The sequence below is a fragment of the Ruegeria sp. BI11 genome (assembly GCF_056538005.1).
This window is the reverse complement of sequence record NZ_JBQFSM010000011.1, coordinates 43,912-60,162: the sequence shown is the minus strand read 5'-3', so window position 1 is coordinate 60,162 and position 16,251 is coordinate 43,912. Positions and strand designations below refer to the sequence as shown.

The following is a 16,251-nucleotide window of genomic DNA, read 5'->3' as shown; positions in this document are numbered from 1 at the left end:
TTACTCCTGCTCGGTATACATCAGTTCGGTGCGCATATCGTAGAGATCATGGAAGAACCGCAAATCCAAGGCTTTCCGCAAGAAGGCGACGCCGCTGGACCCGCCGGTGCCCGGCTGGTTGCCGATCACCCGCTCTACCGCCGTGACGTGATCGAAGCGCCAGCGCTGGAACAGGGACTCCACGTCCATCAGTTTCTCCGCCAGTGCGTAGAGGTCCCAGTGTTTGTCCGTGTCGCGGTATACCTGCACCCAGATTTTCACCACGCGCGGATCGCCGGAATACGGCTGTGCATAGTCGCGCTCCAGCAGGTCCTGCGGTACGTCAAACCCTTGGCGGGCCAGCATGAACAGCACCTCGTCGTACAAAGACGGCTTGGTCAGTGCGGCGTTCAGCAGTTCCATGACTTGGGCGTCATGTTCATGGACTTTCAGAGTCGAGGCGTCCTTGTTGCCTAGAATGAATTCGATCTGGCGGTAACCATAGCTTTGGAAGCCGGACGAACTGCCCAATGCCTCGCGAAAGGTCATGTAATCCGCGGGGGTCATGGTCAGCAACGTCTCCCAGGCGGAGATCAGTTGTCGCTGTATGGCTTTGACCCGGTCGAGATTTTTCACCGCCGGACCGAATTCATCCTGTTGCAGGAAGTGGCGCACTTCGACCAGTTGATGATGCATTAATTTCAGCCACAGCTCGCTGACCTGATGAATGATGATAAACAGCATCTCATCTGGTTGTGCGGGGTCCTGAAAGGTTTTTTGCAGGTTCAGCAGGGTTTTGAGCTGCAGGAAATCGCCGTAGCTCTTGCGATGGGTCTGCGCGAAATCGGTGACCAGAGAGTCCTCGATTCCGCGTTCCAGATACCGATCATTCTTATCGCCCATGTGCTCCTCCAAACGACAGGGTTCACCCCTGTTTAGGGGCTGAACCCGCGCAGTGCCAGAGCGTTAGGTCCAGTCCAGCACCACCTTGCCCGACCGGCCCGACTTCATCGCGGCAAAACCGTCGGCGAAATCGTCGACTTTCATCTCGTGTGTGATGACGCGGCTGACATCCAGACCGTTTTGCAACATGGCGATCATCTTGTACCAGGTCTCGAACATCTCGCGTCCATACACGCCCTTGATAGTGATGGCCTTGAACACGATGCGCGACCAATCCACGGGGGATTTGCCGGGCGGAATTCCCAGCAGCGCTATCTTGCCACCCATCACCAGCGCCTCGACCATTTGATCCAATGCGATTTGTGAGCCGGACATTTCGAGCCCCACATCGAACCCTTCTTTCATGCCCAGTTCCGTGATGACGTCCTGCAGGTCTTCTTTAGTCACATCGACAGTGCGCACGGTCTGCACTACATGTTCCGCCAGTTTCAGACGATCCGGGTTGATATCAGTGATTACCACATGCCGCGCGCCGGCATGGCGGGCAACAGCGGCGGCCATGATGCCGATGGGGCCAGCGCCGGTGATCAGAACATCCTCACCCAGCAAATCAAAGCTGAGTGCAGTGTGAACCGCATTGCCCAAAGGATCGAGGATAGCGCCGATTTCATCCGGAACATCCTCGGGCAGGGGCACCACGTTGAAGGCGGGCAATTTCAGATATTGGGCAAAGGCCCCCTGTTCATTCACGCCGATCCCGCGTGTGCCTGGGTCGAGGTGGAATTTGCCTGCCCTGCTTTGGCGGCTGTCGGTGGTGATCAGGTGCCCCTCACCCGAGCAACGTTGACCGATCTCAAGCCCGGTGACATTGCGCCCCAACTCAACGATCTCACCTGCAAACTCGTGACCGGTGATCATTGGAATCGGCACTGTGGCAGCGGCCCAATCATCCCAGTTCCAGATGTGGATGTCGGTGCCGCAAATGCCAGTTTTATTGACGCGGATCAGAACTTCGTCCGCGTCAATCTCAGGTACCGGGGCCTGTACCATCCACAAACCTTCCTCGGGTTTGGATTTCTCAAGTGCTTTCATCGTGTTGGGTCGCATCAGATCACTCCCAATTCCTTACCAACCTTGCCAAAGGCAGCCAGTGCACGGTCCAGTTCGTCCTTAGTCAGAGCCGCATTCATTTGTGTTCTGATCCGCGCCTGTCCGCGCGGGACGACGGGGAAGAAGAAGCCCGAGACATAGACGCCCTCATCAAACAGACGCGATGCAAAGTCTTGCGCCAATGTGGCCTCACCCAGCATCACCGGAATGATCGGGTGTTCGCCGGGCAGCAGGTCAAAGCCCAGCTTTTCCAGCCCCGCACGCCAGTACTTCGCATTACCGAACAGCTGGGCCCGCAGCATTTCGCCTTCTTCGACCAGACGGATCGCCTCAAGCCCTGCGGCGACAATCGAGGGTGGTAGCGAGTTCGAGAACAGATAGGGCCGCGCCCGCTGCCGTAGTAGATCAATCACCGGCTGCGGCCCGGCGATGTAACCGCCGATTGCGCCCCCAAGTGCTTTGCCCAAAGTTCCTGTCAGAATATCGACGTCGACACCGAAATGATCCGGTGTACCTGCGCCGTTTGGCCCCATGAAGCCGGTGGCGTGGCAGTCATCGACCATAACAATGGCGTCATATTTGTCTGCCAGTTCGCGAATTTTCGGAAGGTTGGCCAGATAGCCATCCATCGAGAACACTCCGTCGGTCGCGATCATGATGTGCCGTGCGCCGTCCGCACGCGCCTGTTTCAGCCAAGCTTCAAGGTCGTTCATGTCGTTGTTCATGTAACGATAGCGCTTGGCCTTACACAACCGCACCCCGTCGATGATCGAAGCGTGGTTGAGGCTGTCCGAAATGATGGCGTCTTCAGGCCCTAACAAAGGCTCAAAGAGCCCACCATTGGCATCGAAGCAGGCCGCAAACAGGATCGCGTCGTCCTTGTTCAGGAATTGCGCCAGCTTCTGCTCTAACTCACGGTGAATGTCCTGCGTGCCGCAGATAAACCGGACCGAGGCCATGCCGAACCCCTTGGGGCGCATCGCGCCCTTGGCGGCGTCAATCAACGCAGGGTGATCGGCCAGTCCCAGATAGTTGTTGGCGCACAGGTTGATCACCTGTTTGTCGCCCACAGTGATCTCACCGCCCTGAGGCGAGGTGATCATTCGTTCGCGTTTATACAGACCCTCAGATTCGATCTGCGCAAGGGTGTCCGTGATATAGGACAAGAATGCATCGGCCATAGCGGTCTCCGGTTTATATGAGTCGCGTTTCTAACATAACGGATATGGTTCCCAAATAGGGGAATTCAATATTACAGAAAAAAATCCACAATAACGGATCATCGGGCAATTCCAAAACGCCGTTTACTGATTTGGTTGCGCAATTTCTGGATTTGCCACTCTTTCTTGAAACGACTTGGTTGAATTTGTGCGCGGATAGGGCTCGTCAGGAACGTCCACGCCAAGAAAGGTGCACAACGGTTCCCATCCACTTCCGGTTTCGTAGACGAGCAACCGTTCCTTCGTGACGGTATCGCGCACCTGGTCAATATGTTTCTGGAACACGCTGGTGGCGTGCTTCCTGTCATCCATCCGACCGTTGAAGATTTCCTGAACGATAAACTTGCTGCACATCTCGGCAATCGCGTTCGCATGATCGGAATCATGCTTTCCACGCATCGTGGTCATATAGGGCCCGATTGTGGCCCATACGCTGTCGAACCAGGCATCGGGATCGCGCACGCTCAGAATGACTTTGGCCTCAGGGAAATGTTCGGATAGTTGGCGCCAAAACGCGGCCCCCGGCCAGTCGACTTGCGCACGATAGCCTTGAAACATTGCATCCCAGTCGGCAGGTTCACCGTTCGCGGCGCGCTCCCATGCTGGCAGTTGTTCGGGATTATCACGTACTTCGAACATGTGGTGACAGGGCCCGAAATTCAGCTTTTCCAAAGCAAGTTTCAGCGAATTCGTCCCTGTACGGCCAAATCCGGCCCCAATCACTTCTAAAGCCATTTTGGGTAACTCCAATTCGTGTAAATGCCATAATTTAGCACAACACTCGGGTATCCCCCAAACAGCACCCAGGCGGGATCAGGCGTTTTTAACAATCAGGAAGACCCGGGCAGGACCATTGGGCGATGCGATCGAGTGCAAAACGTCTGCCGGATACCGCGCTGTATCGCCTTGGTTTAGGTCCATTGAAGCTGATCCCGATGTGACGTGAACCGACCCTTCCAGAACCGTCAACTGCTCTTGCGCGCCGCGCGTGTGGGGCTGACTGTTTAGTGCGCCGTCCTTGTCGAACTGAATATCGTAAACCTCATGCCCACCGGCTTCTTCGGGGGGTGACAGAATACGAATCCGGCAGTTCTGACCCATATTGTCAATGCTCGGCACTTCGGACTTTCGCAGCACCTCAATCTGGTTTGCGGCGCCGGTCTCTTCGAGCAGACCGGCGAAATCCACTTGCAAGGCTCGGGTCAGGTTCCACAGGGTTGAAATGGTGGGGCTGCTTTCCCCCCGTTCGATCTGGCTTACCATTGAACGCGACACGCCGCTGAGGTTGGCCACGGCTTCAAGCGACAGGCCCTTGGCCCGGCGCGCCTCTTTCAGGCGGGAGGGCAGGCGTGTCAGGATATCGTCTGTATTCTCCGTCATGACGGAATTTCATGCGCCTTGTCTGGATGGTTGTCAATTCCATCCGTGACGGGACGTCCCATAGGACATGGAGGTGTGGTGCATGCATACTGCGCGCAAATGCACGAGGAGTGATCCATGACTGATATCGTAATTTTGGACGGTGCCCGCACCGCTATCGGAACCTTTGGCGGCGCGCTGGCTTCGACCGCTCCGATCGACTTGGCAACGGTTGTCACCGAAGCCGCGCTCGACCGGGCGGGTGTTGAAGGTGACCAGATCGGGCATGTCGTGTTCGGTCATGTGATCAATACCGAGCCGCGGGATATGTACCTGTCGCGTGTTGCTGCAATGCAGGCCGGAATTCCGAATGGAACACCTGCGATGAACGTGAACCGGCTGTGCGGGTCGGGCGCGCAGGCAATTGTCTCGGCGGTGCAGTCCCTGATGTTGGGCGATGCCGCGTTTGCAGTGGCTGGCGGGGCCGAGAGCATGTCGCGCAGCCCCTATATAGTGCCGCAGGCGCGCTGGGGCGCGAAGATGGGCGACGTCACTTCGTTGGATATGATGTTGGGAGCGCTGAATTGCCCGTTTGGCACTGGGCACATGGGTGTGACGGCTGAGAACGTCGCCGACGAACACCAGATTAGCCGTGAGCAGATGGACGACTTTGCGATGACCAGCCAGACCCGCGCGGCGGCGGCGATTGACGCGGGGTGTTTCGACAGCCAGATCGCGCCCGTGCAAGTCAAGGTCAAGCGGGACATGGTCGATTTTAAGGTCGACGAGCATCCCAAGGCTACCACCGCCGAGGCGCTGGCCGGGTTGCGGCCGGTGTTCCAGAAGGACGGGCGCGTGACAGCGGGCAATGCCTCGGGCATCAACGACGGGGCGGCGGCGATGGTATTGGCAACCGCGGATGCTGCCGAGAAAGCCGGGTTGAAGCCCAAGGCGCGCGTTCTGGGTTATGCCCATGCTGGCGTTCGCCCCGAGGTCATGGGCATTGGGCCGGTTCCGGCGGTGCGGAACCTGATGGAAAAAACCGGTTTGACGGTAGATGATTTCGATGTGATCGAAAGCAACGAAGCTTTTGCGGCGCAGGCTTTGGCGGTGAATCAGGAGCTCGGGCTAGACGCGTCGAAGGTCAATCCGAATGGCGGCGCGATTGCCCTGGGTCATCCGGTGGGGGCGACCGGCGCGATCATCACCCTGAAGGCGCTGTATGAGCTGGAGCGCACCGGTGGATCCAAAGCTCTAGTGACCATGTGCATCGGTGGCGGGCAGGGCATTGCGCTGGCTATAGAGCGGCTCTGATCCGGAGCCGTGCGGGGGGCTGTCTGCCCCCCATCGCGCTTGGGCGCGATCCCCCCAAAGGTATTTTAGCCAGATGAAGCAGGCGGTCCGGATTAGCTGAGCACGTTGAGCACGAGGACAAGCGCGGCCCCGGCTGCAGCACCAATGGCAGCTGGCAGAGCGGCGGACCATAGCGGGGACTTTTGGGGGTCGTCCTTTTGCGTCTGGGCGATCAGGGCATTTTCGACCAAGCCCGGCAGTCGTGGCCCGAACCGGGCCAGGACCCAAGCCGTTTTGCTGAAATCCCGCAGAGCAGCACGGGGGCCGATGGATTGTTTTATGTAATTCTCGACCACCGGACGGGCGGTTTCCCAGATATTGATATGGTCATCTAACGACCGCGCGACACCTTCGACCACAACCATAGTGCGCTGCAGCAGAATCAGCTCGGTCCGGGTTTCCATGCCAAACCGTTCGGTCACTTCGAACAGGTAGCTCAGCAACCGGCCCATGGAAATATGTGTCGCGTCCATGCCGAAGATGGGTTCGCCCACGGCACGAAGGGCGCGGGCAAATTCGTCGACGTCCTGATTGGCGGGAACGTAGCCAGCCTCGAAATGCACCTCGGCCACGCGCTTGTAGTCGCGGCGGATGAAGCCGAACAGAATTTCCGCATAAACCCGACGGGTGTATTCGTCGATATGGCCCATGATGCCATAGTCATAGGCGATGATATCACCATTCGCGGCGACCTTCAGGTTGCCCTGATGCATATCGGCGTGGAAATAGCCGTCGCGCAGAGCGTGCAGAAGGAACAGGCGCAGTACCCGCTCTGCCAAGTCGCGGCGATTGTGACCAACCGCATCCAGCGCGGCATTGTCACCCAATGGAATGCCATCCGCCCAGCTGAGCGTCATTACCCGTCGCGCGGACAGCGACCACACAACGGGGGGCAGCCAGAAACCGGCATCATCCTTGGTATTGGCGGCGTATTCCGATGCGGCCGCGCTTTCTAGGCGTAGGTCCAGTTCGCCACGCACAACGCCATCGAAATGTTCAATCACATCCATCGGGCGTAGGCGGCGCGCACCGGGGGCAAAAAGATCGACAATGCGCGCGGCGAAATAAAACGCATCGACATCTTTGTGAAAGGCACGCTCGATTCCTGGGCGCAGCACTTTGACTGCGACATATTCTCCGGTGCTGACCAATCGCGCCTTGTGCACCTGCGCGATCGACGCCGCAGCAATCGGTTCGCTGAATTCTTCGAAAACCTCATCGACAGGCTGGCCGAGTTCTTTTTCCACCTCAGCCATGGCCTCGGCGCGGGAAAAGGGCGGCAGCTTGTCCTGCAACACACGCAATTGCGCGGCCAGTTCAGCGCCCACCACGTCGGGTCGGGTCGAGAGGATCTGACCGAACTTGATATAAGCCGGGCCAAGCGCCGTCAGCGCTCGGGTGGCGGGTGGCATATTGGGATCGCCCTTGTAGCCCAGCCATTGAAACGGTTTGCCCAATGCATGTGCCAGAAAACGCAGTGCGCGAGGGGCTTCAAAGGCGTCCAGCACCACATTCATGGCACCTGTGCGTTCAAAGGTGGCGCCTGTTCTGATCAGGCGGATGATGTTGTGAGGACCGCGCATGGATCAGATCTTCCAGCCGGAATGCAGCGCGGCGATGCCCATGCTGAGGTTGCGGTATTTGGCGTTTTCGAATCCGGCGGCACGGACCATGCCCAAGAACGTCTCTTGATCGGGGAATTTGCGGATTGATTCGACCAGGTATTGATAGCTGTCGTAATCATTGGCGATCAGCTTGCCCATGCGGGGGATGACGTTGAAACTGTATAGGTCATAGAGCTTTTGCAGCCCGTCATTGGGCAACTGGCTGAATTCCAAAACCATCAGGCGGCCACCTGGTTTCAGCACGCGAAACGCCTCGTTCAGCGCCTCTTGCGGGCGGGTTACGTTTCGGATGCCAAACGAGATGGTGTAAACGTCAAACGTGTTGTCCTCGAACGGTAGGGCCATCGCATCGCCGACCACCCAGTTCAGACTGTCGGACATCTGATCAGCCTCGGCGCGCTGGCGGCCTTCGACCAGCATCGGCTCGGTCAGGTCCAAAACGGTAGCGTGGCCGTATCCTGCACGTTTGAGGAAGCGGAAGGAAATGTCGCCGGTGCCGCCTGCCACATCTAGCAGGCTCTGACCGGGGCGCGGGGCCAGCCAGTCCATCATCGCGTCTTTCCAGACCCGGTGGATGCCCATCGACATGACATCGTTCATCACGTCGTATTTCGAGGCAACCGAGTTGAACACGCCCTGCACGCGTCCGGCCTTGTCAGCCTCGCGCACGGTTTCAAACCCGAAATGAGTGGTCTTGTCGCTGTTGTCGGACATTTGCCTTGCCGTTTGTCGAATTTCGCCTCTGTTATAGGGCGATAAGAACCGGGCACAATGCGGCCCTTTGAATAAGGAGCCATCTAATGCCCGAATTGCCCGAGGTCGAGACAGTAAGACGCGGCCTGAGCCCTGCGATGGAGGGCGTGGTGATCGAACGTGCGGATGTGAACCGCCCCGATCTGCGCTGGCCATTCCCGGACCGGATGGCCGAGCGGCTGACCGGACAACGGGTGGATCGGTTGCGGCGGCGGTCAAAATACATTCTGGCCGATCTCAGCAGCGACGAAACTCTGCTGATTCATCTGGGCATGTCGGGTCGGATGACAGTGTCCGGTGATCCGTTGGGAAAGTTCGCTCTGAAACATCCCATGGTGCAAAAGCACGACCACGTGGTGTTTCACATGGCCAACGGTGCGCGCGTGACCTTCAACGATCCGCGCCGGTTCGGAGCGATGGACCTGCTGCCCACGGCCACGGCCGAAGATCACAAGCTGTTGTCGGTTCTGGGGCCAGAGCCATTAGGTAATGATTTTCACGAACAGCACCTGATTGAATCGTTCGAAAGCAAGAACACTCCCGTCAAATCCGCGCTTCTGGATCAGGGAATCGTTGCCGGATTGGGCAATATCTACGTCTGCGAGGCCCTTTATCGCGCTGGTGTGTCGCCACGTCGCAAAGCCGGACAAATTTCCTCGGCTCGCGTGGGGGCGTTGGTTCCGATCATCCGGCAGGTACTGCAGGACGCGATTGAGGCTGGTGGATCTTCCTTGCGCGATTTCCGTCAAGCCGATGGAGAACTTGGATATTTTCAACATCGCTTTGACGTCTACGGCCGCGAAGGCGAACCCTGCCGAACCGAGGGGTGTGATGCTGTTGTGAAAAGAATCACCCAGTCCGGTCGCTCATCCTTCTATTGTGCGCAATGCCAAAGATAACTTGATCCAGCGAAATCGCGTGATAAGGAATCGTACCTGAACGGAACAACCGGAAGCTTACACCTCATGGCTTTTGAGACGATCATCGTCGAAATCGAAGACCACGTCGCCCTTATCAAGCTCGACAGACCCGATGCGCTAAATGCACTGAATTCGCAGCTGGCGCAGGAACTGTGCGTCGCGTTGGAAGATGCGGATACCAACGACAAGGTGCGCTGCATCGTCATTACCGGTTCGGACAAGGCGTTCGCGGCCGGCGCGGACATCAAGGAAATGTCCGAGATGAGCTTTGTCGATGTCTACAGTTCAAATCTATTTGGCGCTCTAAATGACCGTGTTTGCGCGATCCGTAAGCCGATCATTGCAGCCGTTGCTGGCTATGCACTGGGCGGTGGGTGCGAATTGGCTATGCTGTGCGATTTCATCATTGCTGCGGATACCGCCAAGTTCGGCCAACCCGAAATCAATCTGGGCGTCATTGCAGGGCTGGGTGGTTCGCAGCGCCTGACGCGTTTCGTTGGTAAGTCTAAATCGATGGACATGAACCTGACCGGTCGCTTCATGGATGCCGAAGAGGCCGAGCGTTCGGGTCTTGTTAGTCGGGTCGTACCGGCCAAGAAACTGATGGAAGAGGCGATGGGCGCCGCCCAGAAGATCGCTGAGAAATCGCAGCTGAGTGCAATGGCCGCCAAAGAAGCTGTGAATCGCAGCTATGAGTTGCCACTCAGCGAAGGGATGCTGTTTGAACGCCGCGTGTTCCACTCGATGTTTGCGACCGAGGATCAGAAAGAAGGCATGGCCGCCTTCCTGGAAAAACGCGCGGCACAGTTCCGCGACAAGTAAAGCGCGCAAGTGATCGAAACAGGCGGGCTTGCCCCGGCTTTTTTCATGGCTGCTAAGCGGGGCCAAAGAATCAGCTTGGCAAAGGCTGCAAACTTGGATAACTAACGCCGCTATACATGCGCGTGCGGCCCGCTTGGCCCGACTCACACTCGTGATTTCTGATCCGGTGCGGATATGTCCGTGGCGCGCAACCTTAGATAACCGTACCGAACGAAGGTCAGAAACACATGGCAAATTCGCCCCAGGCTAAAAAGCGCGCGCGTCAGAACGAAAAGCGCTTCGCAATCAACAAAGCACGCCGCTCGCGCATCCGTACCTACCTGCGCAAAGTCGAAGAAGCGATCGCATCTGGTGACAAGGACGCAGCAACCGCTGCTCTGCGTGCTGCTCAGCCCGAGCTGATGCGCGGCGTCACCAAAGGTGTCTTCCACAAGAATACCGCTTCGCGGAAAATGTCACGCTTGTCGGCACGCGTGAAAGCGCTGGGTTAATCGCTCAGGTTGACCATAGGTCAACAAAACAAGATAGAATTGTTTACAAAGGCGTCACAATGCGTGGCGCCTTTTTGCTGCTGTTGCCGGAAAGTCGCGCCTTCACGAAACCGAGAGATTCTTTCGGCCAAAGACCCGAGTCAACATCAGAGTTTCGTTGCCGTACGCCTTGGCCTCTTGTTACCACTAAGTCAGCGATTCACTCGCTTGGGGGGACAGGCTGTTTCAGCGATCTGACTGACGGGCATCAGGACGATCATGAAACGAATGTTGGCGATCGGCTTCGGCTGATTTGCTGATCTGCTAAAGGTCTTGGGGTAACCGAAGATCTGAGCCCTGTCTAAAAATTTGATTGCGATGCGCAACCCGGTTTCGGGGCGCCCGGATTATGGGTGCCTGCTTGCTAGGCCGTGCTGACTTTCGGGACAGTCCCGTCAGACCCATGTGGTTTGGCGCGGGGTACCCTATTGCGTGTGAAAGCTTAAATAACCGGGGAACCGGGACTGAGTAATAAGGCCATAAGGCCAATAAAGAATGGGATGCGTGAGGCGCTTGATGACACAAGAGAAATGGGGACAACTGCGTAACAAACTGCTCAAGGCGATCGGCAAGAACAATTACACCACCTGGATCGAGCCTCTTGAATTCCAAGAGCTGCAGGATGGCGTAGCCACGTTCTCGGTTCCGACCAACTTCATGGGCAATTATGTTAGTCAAAACTTTGCGGATCTGATTCTGTACGAGATGAACACCGCAGGGGAATCGGTTCAGCGCCTGGCATTTCGTGTCGCTGCCAATTCGCCGGTGCGCCCGTCGGGTGATGCCGAACCGGCACCCTCAGCAGCTCCGGATGCGCCTCAGCCGCAGTCCCTGTCACAGCGGGCCGAGCCTGCGAATGATGCGCTCGAATCCCTTCAGGCTGCACCGCTGGACGCCCGTTTCACCTTTGACAGCTTTGTTGTCGGCAAACCCAACGAACTGGCCCATGCCGCCGCGCGTCGTGTCTCCGAAGGCGGCCCGGTCACGTTCAACCCGCTGGTCCTGTATGGCGGCGTTGGTCTTGGTAAGACGCACCTGATGCATGCCATCGCGTGGGAGCTGAAAACCAAACGTCCTGAGTTGAACGTGCTTTACTTGTCGGCGGAACAGTTCATGTATCGCTTTGTGCAGGCGCTGCGTGAACGTCGGATGATGGATTTCAAACACCTGTTCCGTTCCGTAGATGTACTGATGGTGGATGACGTGCAATTCATCGCCGGCAAGGATTCGACTCAGGAAGAATTCTTTCACACGTTCAACGCGTTGGTGGACCAAAACAAGCAGATCATCATCTCGGCCGATCGCGCGCCAGGTGAGATCAAGGATCTGGAAGATCGTGTGAAATCGCGCCTGCAATGTGGTCTGGTCGTTGACCTGCACCCCACCGATTACGAACTGCGTCTGGGCATCCTGCAGAACAAGGTGCAGCAATACAGCAGCACCTATCCCGATCTGACTATCGCCGACGGTGTACTTGAGTTTCTGGCCCATCGGATCTCGACCAATGTGCGCGTGCTGGAAGGTGCTTTAACCCGTCTGTTCGCCTTCGCCTCGCTGGTGGGTCGTGAGATCGACATGGAGCTGACGCAGGACTGTCTGGCTGACGTGCTGCGTGCGTCTGAACGTAAGATCACGGTCGAAGAGATTCAGCGTAAAGTGTCGGACTATTACAACATCCGCCTGTCCGACATCATCGGCCCTAAGCGCCTGCGGTCTTACGCCCGCCCGCGTCAGGTGGCAATGTATCTTTGCAAGCAGTTGACCAGCCGGTCCCTACCCGAGATCGGCCGCCGCTTTGGTGGGCGCGATCACACCACCGTCATGCACGGCGTCAAGCGCATTGAAGAACTGAAAGTAACCGACGGCCAGATCGCAGAAGACGTGGAAATGTTGCGCCGGTCTCTGGAGGCCTAAGGGTCATTCCCTATCGTTCAGGAAGCGCCCCGGATCCTCACGCCCGGGGCGTTTTCTTGTGCGCATTAATCCACGGTTGGGAAGGAACTGTGCTCGCCCGGCCACGCGCCCCTTGACGCTGTGGCCGTTCCGACCCAGAAAATCATAAAAAATCCTTGTGCCTCAGGGTGGAACCGCTAACGTGCCAGTCCCGCCTGTTTTCGGCACGCAAGTCAGAGGAATTAAGGGTATGAAGATCAGCATCGAACGCGGCACCCTTCTCAAGGCCGTTTCGCAGGCCCAATCTGTTGTGGAACGCCGGAACACCATTCCCATCCTTGCCAACGTGCTGATCGAGGCCGAAGGCGACCAAGCCATGTTCCGCGCCACCGATCTGGATATTGAGGTGGTCGATAAAGCCCCGGCGCAAGTTGAAAAGGCGGGTGCTACAACCGTTGCAGCGACAACCCTGCACGAGATCGTGCGGAAACTGCCGGACGGGGCGCTGGTGACACTTACCGCTGACAGCGCGGCGGGCCGCCTGACGGTCGAAGCGGGTCGCTCGAATTTCTCGCTGGCGACGCTGCCGAAAGAGGATTTTCCGGTGATGGCGTCCTCGGAATATCAGTCGAACTTTACCGCTTCGGCGGCATTGCTGCGCCGGTTGTTCGACAAATCGAAATTTGCCATCTCAACCGAAGAGACCCGGTATTACCTGAACGGTGTCTATATGCATGTGGCCGATGGGTCCGAAGGCGGCAAGGTGCTGCGCTGCGTGGCCACCGATGGCCACCGTCTGGCCCGCATCGATGCCGATTTGCCGGATGGCGCCGCGGATATGCCGGGCGTGATCGTGCCGCGCAAGACCGTGGGCGAGCTGCGCAAGCTACTGGATGATGATGAGATGGATATTGCCGTCTCGGTAAGCGAAACCAAGGTCCGTTTCGCGACACCTGATATCACGCTGACTTCGAAAGTGATCGACGGCACCTTCCCCGATTACACCCGCGTGATTCCGCAAGGCAATACGCGCCAACTTGAGGTGGACGCGGCCGAATTTGCGCAGGCAGTGGATCGTGTGGCAACCGTTTCGTCGGAGCGCTCGCGTGCTGTGAAATTGCAGCTGGACGCGGACAAACTGGTCCTGTCGGTCAACGCTCCCGATAGTGGCGCGGCCGAGGAAGAGTTAGCCGTGGCCTATGGTGACGAGCGGCTCGAGATCGGTTTCAACGCCAAATACCTGTTGGAGATTGCGTCTCAGGTGGATCGCGAAAACGCCGTGTTCCTGTTCAACTCGGCCGGTGATCCGACCCTGATGCGGGAAGGCAATGACCAAAGCGCTGTCTATGTTGTCATGCCGATGCGTGTTTGATCGACCCCACGGGGTGATTTCTAACGAAAGGAAAGGGTCATGAGTTTGGCCCTGACCGAACTAACGGTCTCGCATTTCCGGTCCCACAAGCTGGCGCGGTTGTCTTTGGACGGGCGGCCAGTAGCGATTCACGGGCCAAACGGTGCTGGAAAAACAAACATTCTGGAGGCGGTGTCGCTTTTTTCCCCCGGTCGCGGGATGCGCCGGGCAAGTGCGGCCGAGATGACCCGGCGGCCCGAGGCGCTGGGTTGGAAACTGTCCGGCCTGTTGCAGGCGCAGGGTCAGAATTACGAGATTGAGACTTGGTCCGAAGACGGCGCGGCCCGTCAGGTTCGGATTGATGGCAAGGCGTCCAGTCAGATTGATCTGGGAAAGCTGGCGCGGGTGGTTTGGTTGATCCCCTCGATGGATCGGCTGTGGATCGAAGGGGCCGAGGGACGACGGCGGTTTCTGGACCGTATCGCGCTGAGCTTCGATCCGACCCATGCCGAAGCGTCTCTGACCTATGAAAAATCCATGCGCGAACGGAACCGCTTGCTGAAAGAGCAGGTGCGTGATGCCCATTGGTATGCAGCCCTTGAGGGACAGATGGCTGAAACGGGTCATCGCATCCACACTGCCCGGCTGTCCGCTTTGGAGCATCTGCGTGCGGCGCAGGAGCAGGCGGAAACGGCGTTTCCGTCCGCTGATCTGGAGCTAATGCAAACCGAAGGTGAAATGCCCGAAACGGCCGAGGATTTGCGCGAGGCGTTCAATGAAAGTCGTTTCCGCGATCTGGCCGCCGGACGAACCTTGGTCGGGCCGCATCGGTCGGACCTGTACGGGGTGTTCGCCGCCAAGGGGGTGCCGGCCAAGGATTGCTCGACCGGAGAGCAGAAAGCGCTGTTGGTGTCGCTAATCCTGTCGAACGCGCGGGCGCTGGCCGAAATGGTTGGCGCGCCTCCGATCGTGTTGCTGGATGAAGTGGCCGCCCATCTGGATGCGGGGCGGCGGGCAGCGCTGTATGATGAGATCTGCGCGCTGGGCGCTCAGGCCTGGATGACGGGCACCGGACCTGAGCTGTTTGCTGAACTGGGCGACCGGGCCCAGACCTTGGTCGTAACCGAAGGCGACGGGACTTCGGTTGTCAGCTTTTAGGCCGGTTCGTTGACTTTGCGTTCCCACAGGAAGCCGCGCATAACTTCGTCGACTGGCGTTTGTGCCATGTGGTTGACGTAGTTCGACATGGTTTTCTGCGCCAGACCCAGCACAACGTCCAGAACCGCGCGGTGTGAATAACCGGCATCAAAGAACGCCTGCAGTTGTTCTTCAGACGGATTGCCGCGGGTTTCCATCATTTGCAGCGTGAAAGTGCGCAGCGCCTCAAGCTTGGCATTGGGCAGTGGTGTTTCGTTGCGCAGGGCTTCTGTGATGTCGTCCGAGACCTTCATCATCTTTGCAATGCCGGTATGGGCGGGCACGCAATAGTGGCATTCGTTCTCTACGTTAATGGTCTGCCAGACGACGGTTTTTTCGTCATTGTCGAAATCGGTCTGCAGGAACAGGTGATGCAGTACCTGATAGCCCTCCAGATGCTGCGGGCTTTCCGCCATCACCTTGTGTAGGCCTGGCAGGCGGCCAAAGGCTGCCTGGGATTTTTCCAGCAGCGGTTTTGAGCCTTCGGGGGCGGATTCGAGGTCATGAGACGGGAAATTGGCCATGTCGGAACTCCTTTTTCTGGCGCGATGAGAAAGAAATAGGCTTTCTTGAGCGATCGCTCAAGTATATATTTGAGTGACCGTTCAAGAATTGGTAATGACAATGCCCCGCAAACCCGCATATGACCGAGACGTGCTGATCGCGCAGGCCCGCGATATTTTCTGGCGCCATGGCTGGGCCGGAACGTCGTTGAAGGATCTGGAACGGGAGTTGAAGCTGAAACCGGGCAGTTTTTATGCGGCATTCGGTTCTAAAGACGCGCTATATGCGCTGGCAATGGAGCGTTACGCCCAGGACGGGGTTGCAAATATGATGACGTTGGCGCGGGAACTGGGGCCGTTAGGGGCGCTCAAGACTCAACCGCGTCTGGTGGTCGAGGCGTCCGAGTTGCCAACCAGGGCCTGCATGCTGTCCAAGACCTATGCTGAACTGCAGGCGCGGGGACATGAACTTGCAGGCCAGGCCTGTACCCACATGGTCGCGATGAAGACCTGCTTCGCAGACTTGTTCCGCCGTGCTCAGGAGGCCGGAGAAATCGGTTCGATCCATGATCCGGTTCGCCTTGCAGCCCGGTATCAATCCGACCTTCTGGGTCTGAGAATGTCGGCTGAGCGGGATGATGTTGACGCGTCGGAAATCGCGGCAGATATTGCTGCCGATCTGGATCGGCTTTGATCCACAAATAACCCCGCTCAGACCCACAAAATGTTGGGG

General features: G+C 57.7%; 16 protein-coding genes. 8 read left to right on the top strand and 8 right to left on the bottom strand.

Annotation, left to right across the window (positions count from 1 at the left end):
* The 5 genes from ACR0DT_RS19630 to ACR0DT_RS19610 all read right to left on the bottom strand — a co-directional run bounded on the left by ACR0DT_RS19630 (position 1) and on the right by ACR0DT_RS19610 (position 4,592).
* A complete protein-coding gene (locus ACR0DT_RS19630; RefSeq protein ID WP_480712376.1) occupies positions 1 to 882 on the bottom strand; it encodes a tryptophan 2,3-dioxygenase in 882 nt (293 codons plus the stop codon).
* A gap of 63 nt (positions 883 to 945) precedes the next feature.
* On the bottom strand, positions 946 to 1,974 hold the full coding sequence (gene tdh, locus ACR0DT_RS19625; protein ID WP_480712471.1) for an L-threonine 3-dehydrogenase: 1,029 nt from the start codon (positions 1,972 to 1,974) through the stop codon (positions 946 to 948).
* A 14-nt stretch (positions 1,975 to 1,988) separates the two neighbouring features.
* The gene (locus ACR0DT_RS19620) at positions 1,989 to 3,173 is read right to left on the bottom strand and encodes a glycine C-acetyltransferase (RefSeq protein WP_480712375.1); all 1,185 of its coding nucleotides are present in this window, start codon (positions 3,171 to 3,173) and stop codon (positions 1,989 to 1,991) included.
* Between the two features lie 123 nt (positions 3,174 to 3,296).
* The gene (locus ACR0DT_RS19615) at positions 3,297 to 3,947 is read right to left on the bottom strand and encodes a sulfotransferase family protein (RefSeq protein WP_480712374.1); all 651 of its coding nucleotides are present in this window, start codon (positions 3,945 to 3,947) and stop codon (positions 3,297 to 3,299) included.
* Between the two features lie 78 nt (positions 3,948 to 4,025).
* Positions 4,026 to 4,592 (bottom strand): helix-turn-helix domain-containing protein, encoded by a 567-nt coding sequence (locus tag ACR0DT_RS19610; protein ID WP_480712373.1) that lies wholly within the window; start codon positions 4,590 to 4,592, stop codon positions 4,026 to 4,028.
* Positions 4,593 to 4,709: 117 nt separating this feature from the next.
* Here ACR0DT_RS19610 and ACR0DT_RS19605 point away from each other — a divergent pair, with 117 nt between their 5' ends.
* A complete protein-coding gene (locus ACR0DT_RS19605) occupies positions 4,710 to 5,885 on the top strand; it encodes an acetyl-CoA C-acyltransferase family protein (protein ID WP_480712372.1) in 1,176 nt (391 codons plus the stop codon).
* Between the two features lie 92 nt (positions 5,886 to 5,977).
* On the opposite strand, the gene ubiB is transcribed toward ACR0DT_RS19605, so the two are convergent.
* Both ubiB and ubiE read right to left on the bottom strand, forming a co-directional pair.
* The gene (gene ubiB / locus ACR0DT_RS19600) at positions 5,978 to 7,507 is read right to left on the bottom strand and encodes a 2-polyprenylphenol 6-hydroxylase (protein WP_480712371.1); all 1,530 of its coding nucleotides are present in this window, start codon (positions 7,505 to 7,507) and stop codon (positions 5,978 to 5,980) included.
* Between the two features lie 3 nt (positions 7,508 to 7,510).
* Positions 7,511 to 8,263, bottom strand: coding sequence for a bifunctional demethylmenaquinone methyltransferase/2-methoxy-6-polyprenyl-1,4-benzoquinol methylase UbiE (gene ubiE / locus ACR0DT_RS19595; protein ID WP_480712370.1), 753 nt, complete (start codon positions 8,261 to 8,263; stop codon positions 7,511 to 7,513).
* A gap of 86 nt (positions 8,264 to 8,349) precedes the next feature.
* Here ubiE and mutM point away from each other — a divergent pair, with 86 nt between their 5' ends.
* The 6 genes from mutM to recF all read left to right on the top strand — a co-directional run bounded on the left by mutM (position 8,350) and on the right by recF (position 14,976).
* Positions 8,350 to 9,201 carry a bifunctional DNA-formamidopyrimidine glycosylase/DNA-(apurinic or apyrimidinic site) lyase gene (mutM, locus tag ACR0DT_RS19590; protein WP_480712369.1) on the top strand — a complete coding sequence of 284 codons (852 nt, stop codon included), beginning with the start codon at positions 8,350 to 8,352 and terminating at the stop codon, positions 9,199 to 9,201.
* Between the two features lie 66 nt (positions 9,202 to 9,267).
* On the top strand, positions 9,268 to 10,044 hold the full coding sequence (locus tag ACR0DT_RS19585; RefSeq protein ID WP_480712368.1) for an enoyl-CoA hydratase: 777 nt from the start codon (positions 9,268 to 9,270) through the stop codon (positions 10,042 to 10,044).
* 227 nt (positions 10,045 to 10,271) lie between these two features.
* Positions 10,272 to 10,535, top strand: coding sequence for a 30S ribosomal protein S20 (rpsT, locus tag ACR0DT_RS19580; protein WP_170351928.1), 264 nt, complete (start codon positions 10,272 to 10,274; stop codon positions 10,533 to 10,535).
* A 555-nt stretch (positions 10,536 to 11,090) separates the two neighbouring features.
* Positions 11,091 to 12,488 carry a chromosomal replication initiator protein DnaA gene (gene dnaA, locus ACR0DT_RS19575; RefSeq protein ID WP_480712367.1) on the top strand — a complete coding sequence of 466 codons (1,398 nt, stop codon included), beginning with the start codon at positions 11,091 to 11,093 and terminating at the stop codon, positions 12,486 to 12,488.
* Positions 12,489 to 12,717: 229 nt separating this feature from the next.
* Positions 12,718 to 13,839 carry a DNA polymerase III subunit beta gene (dnaN, locus tag ACR0DT_RS19570; protein ID WP_170743073.1) on the top strand — a complete coding sequence of 374 codons (1,122 nt, stop codon included), beginning with the start codon at positions 12,718 to 12,720 and terminating at the stop codon, positions 13,837 to 13,839.
* A 39-nt stretch (positions 13,840 to 13,878) separates the two neighbouring features.
* Positions 13,879 to 14,976, top strand: a complete 1,098-nt coding sequence (gene recF / locus ACR0DT_RS19565; protein ID WP_480712366.1) for a DNA replication/repair protein RecF — start codon at positions 13,879 to 13,881, stop codon at positions 14,974 to 14,976.
* On the opposite strand, the gene ACR0DT_RS19560 is transcribed toward recF, so the two are convergent.
* Positions 14,973 to 15,539: a carboxymuconolactone decarboxylase family protein gene (locus ACR0DT_RS19560; RefSeq protein ID WP_480712365.1), complete on the bottom strand. Its 567-nt coding sequence runs from the start codon at positions 15,537 to 15,539 to the stop codon at positions 14,973 to 14,975. The two genes, recF and ACR0DT_RS19560, sit on opposite strands and share 4 nt — an antisense overlap.
* 100 nt (positions 15,540 to 15,639) lie before the next feature.
* Here ACR0DT_RS19560 and ACR0DT_RS19555 point away from each other — a divergent pair, with 100 nt between their 5' ends.
* Entirely contained in the window at positions 15,640 to 16,212 is a 573-nt protein-coding gene (locus ACR0DT_RS19555; protein WP_480712364.1) for a TetR/AcrR family transcriptional regulator, read from the top strand.
* The last annotated feature ends 39 nt before the right edge of the window (positions 16,213 to 16,251 follow it).

What these genes read in the sequence shown, in the direction of transcription:
- ACR0DT_RS19630 (WP_480712376.1), bottom strand. Translation starts at nt 882, where the DNA reads ATGGGCGATAAGAATGATCGGTATCTGGAACGCGGAATCGAGGACTCT.
- tdh (WP_480712471.1), bottom strand. Translation starts at nt 1,974, where the DNA reads ATGAAAGCACTTGAGAAATCCAAACCCGAGGAAGGTTTGTGGATGGTA.
- ACR0DT_RS19620 (WP_480712375.1), bottom strand. Translation starts at nt 3,173, where the DNA reads ATGGCCGATGCATTCTTGTCCTATATCACGGACACCCTTGCGCAGATC.
- ACR0DT_RS19615 (WP_480712374.1), bottom strand. Translation starts at nt 3,947, where the DNA reads ATGGCTTTAGAAGTGATTGGGGCCGGATTTGGCCGTACAGGGACGAAT.
- ACR0DT_RS19610 (WP_480712373.1), bottom strand. Translation starts at nt 4,592, where the DNA reads ATGACGGAGAATACAGACGATATCCTGACACGCCTGCCCTCCCGCCTG.
- ACR0DT_RS19605 (WP_480712372.1), top strand. Translation starts at nt 4,710, where the DNA reads ATGACTGATATCGTAATTTTGGACGGTGCCCGCACCGCTATCGGAACC.
- ubiB (WP_480712371.1), bottom strand. Translation starts at nt 7,507, where the DNA reads ATGCGCGGTCCTCACAACATCATCCGCCTGATCAGAACAGGCGCCACC.
- ubiE (WP_480712370.1), bottom strand. Translation starts at nt 8,263, where the DNA reads ATGTCCGACAACAGCGACAAGACCACTCATTTCGGGTTTGAAACCGTG.
- mutM (WP_480712369.1), top strand. Translation starts at nt 8,350, where the DNA reads ATGCCCGAATTGCCCGAGGTCGAGACAGTAAGACGCGGCCTGAGCCCT.
- ACR0DT_RS19585 (WP_480712368.1), top strand. Translation starts at nt 9,268, where the DNA reads ATGGCTTTTGAGACGATCATCGTCGAAATCGAAGACCACGTCGCCCTT.
- rpsT (WP_170351928.1), top strand. Translation starts at nt 10,272, where the DNA reads ATGGCAAATTCGCCCCAGGCTAAAAAGCGCGCGCGTCAGAACGAAAAG.
- dnaA (WP_480712367.1), top strand. Translation starts at nt 11,091, where the DNA reads ATGACACAAGAGAAATGGGGACAACTGCGTAACAAACTGCTCAAGGCG.
- dnaN (WP_170743073.1), top strand. Translation starts at nt 12,718, where the DNA reads ATGAAGATCAGCATCGAACGCGGCACCCTTCTCAAGGCCGTTTCGCAG.
- recF (WP_480712366.1), top strand. Translation starts at nt 13,879, where the DNA reads ATGAGTTTGGCCCTGACCGAACTAACGGTCTCGCATTTCCGGTCCCAC.
- ACR0DT_RS19560 (WP_480712365.1), bottom strand. Translation starts at nt 15,539, where the DNA reads ATGGCCAATTTCCCGTCTCATGACCTCGAATCCGCCCCCGAAGGCTCA.
- ACR0DT_RS19555 (WP_480712364.1), top strand. Translation starts at nt 15,640, where the DNA reads ATGCCCCGCAAACCCGCATATGACCGAGACGTGCTGATCGCGCAGGCC.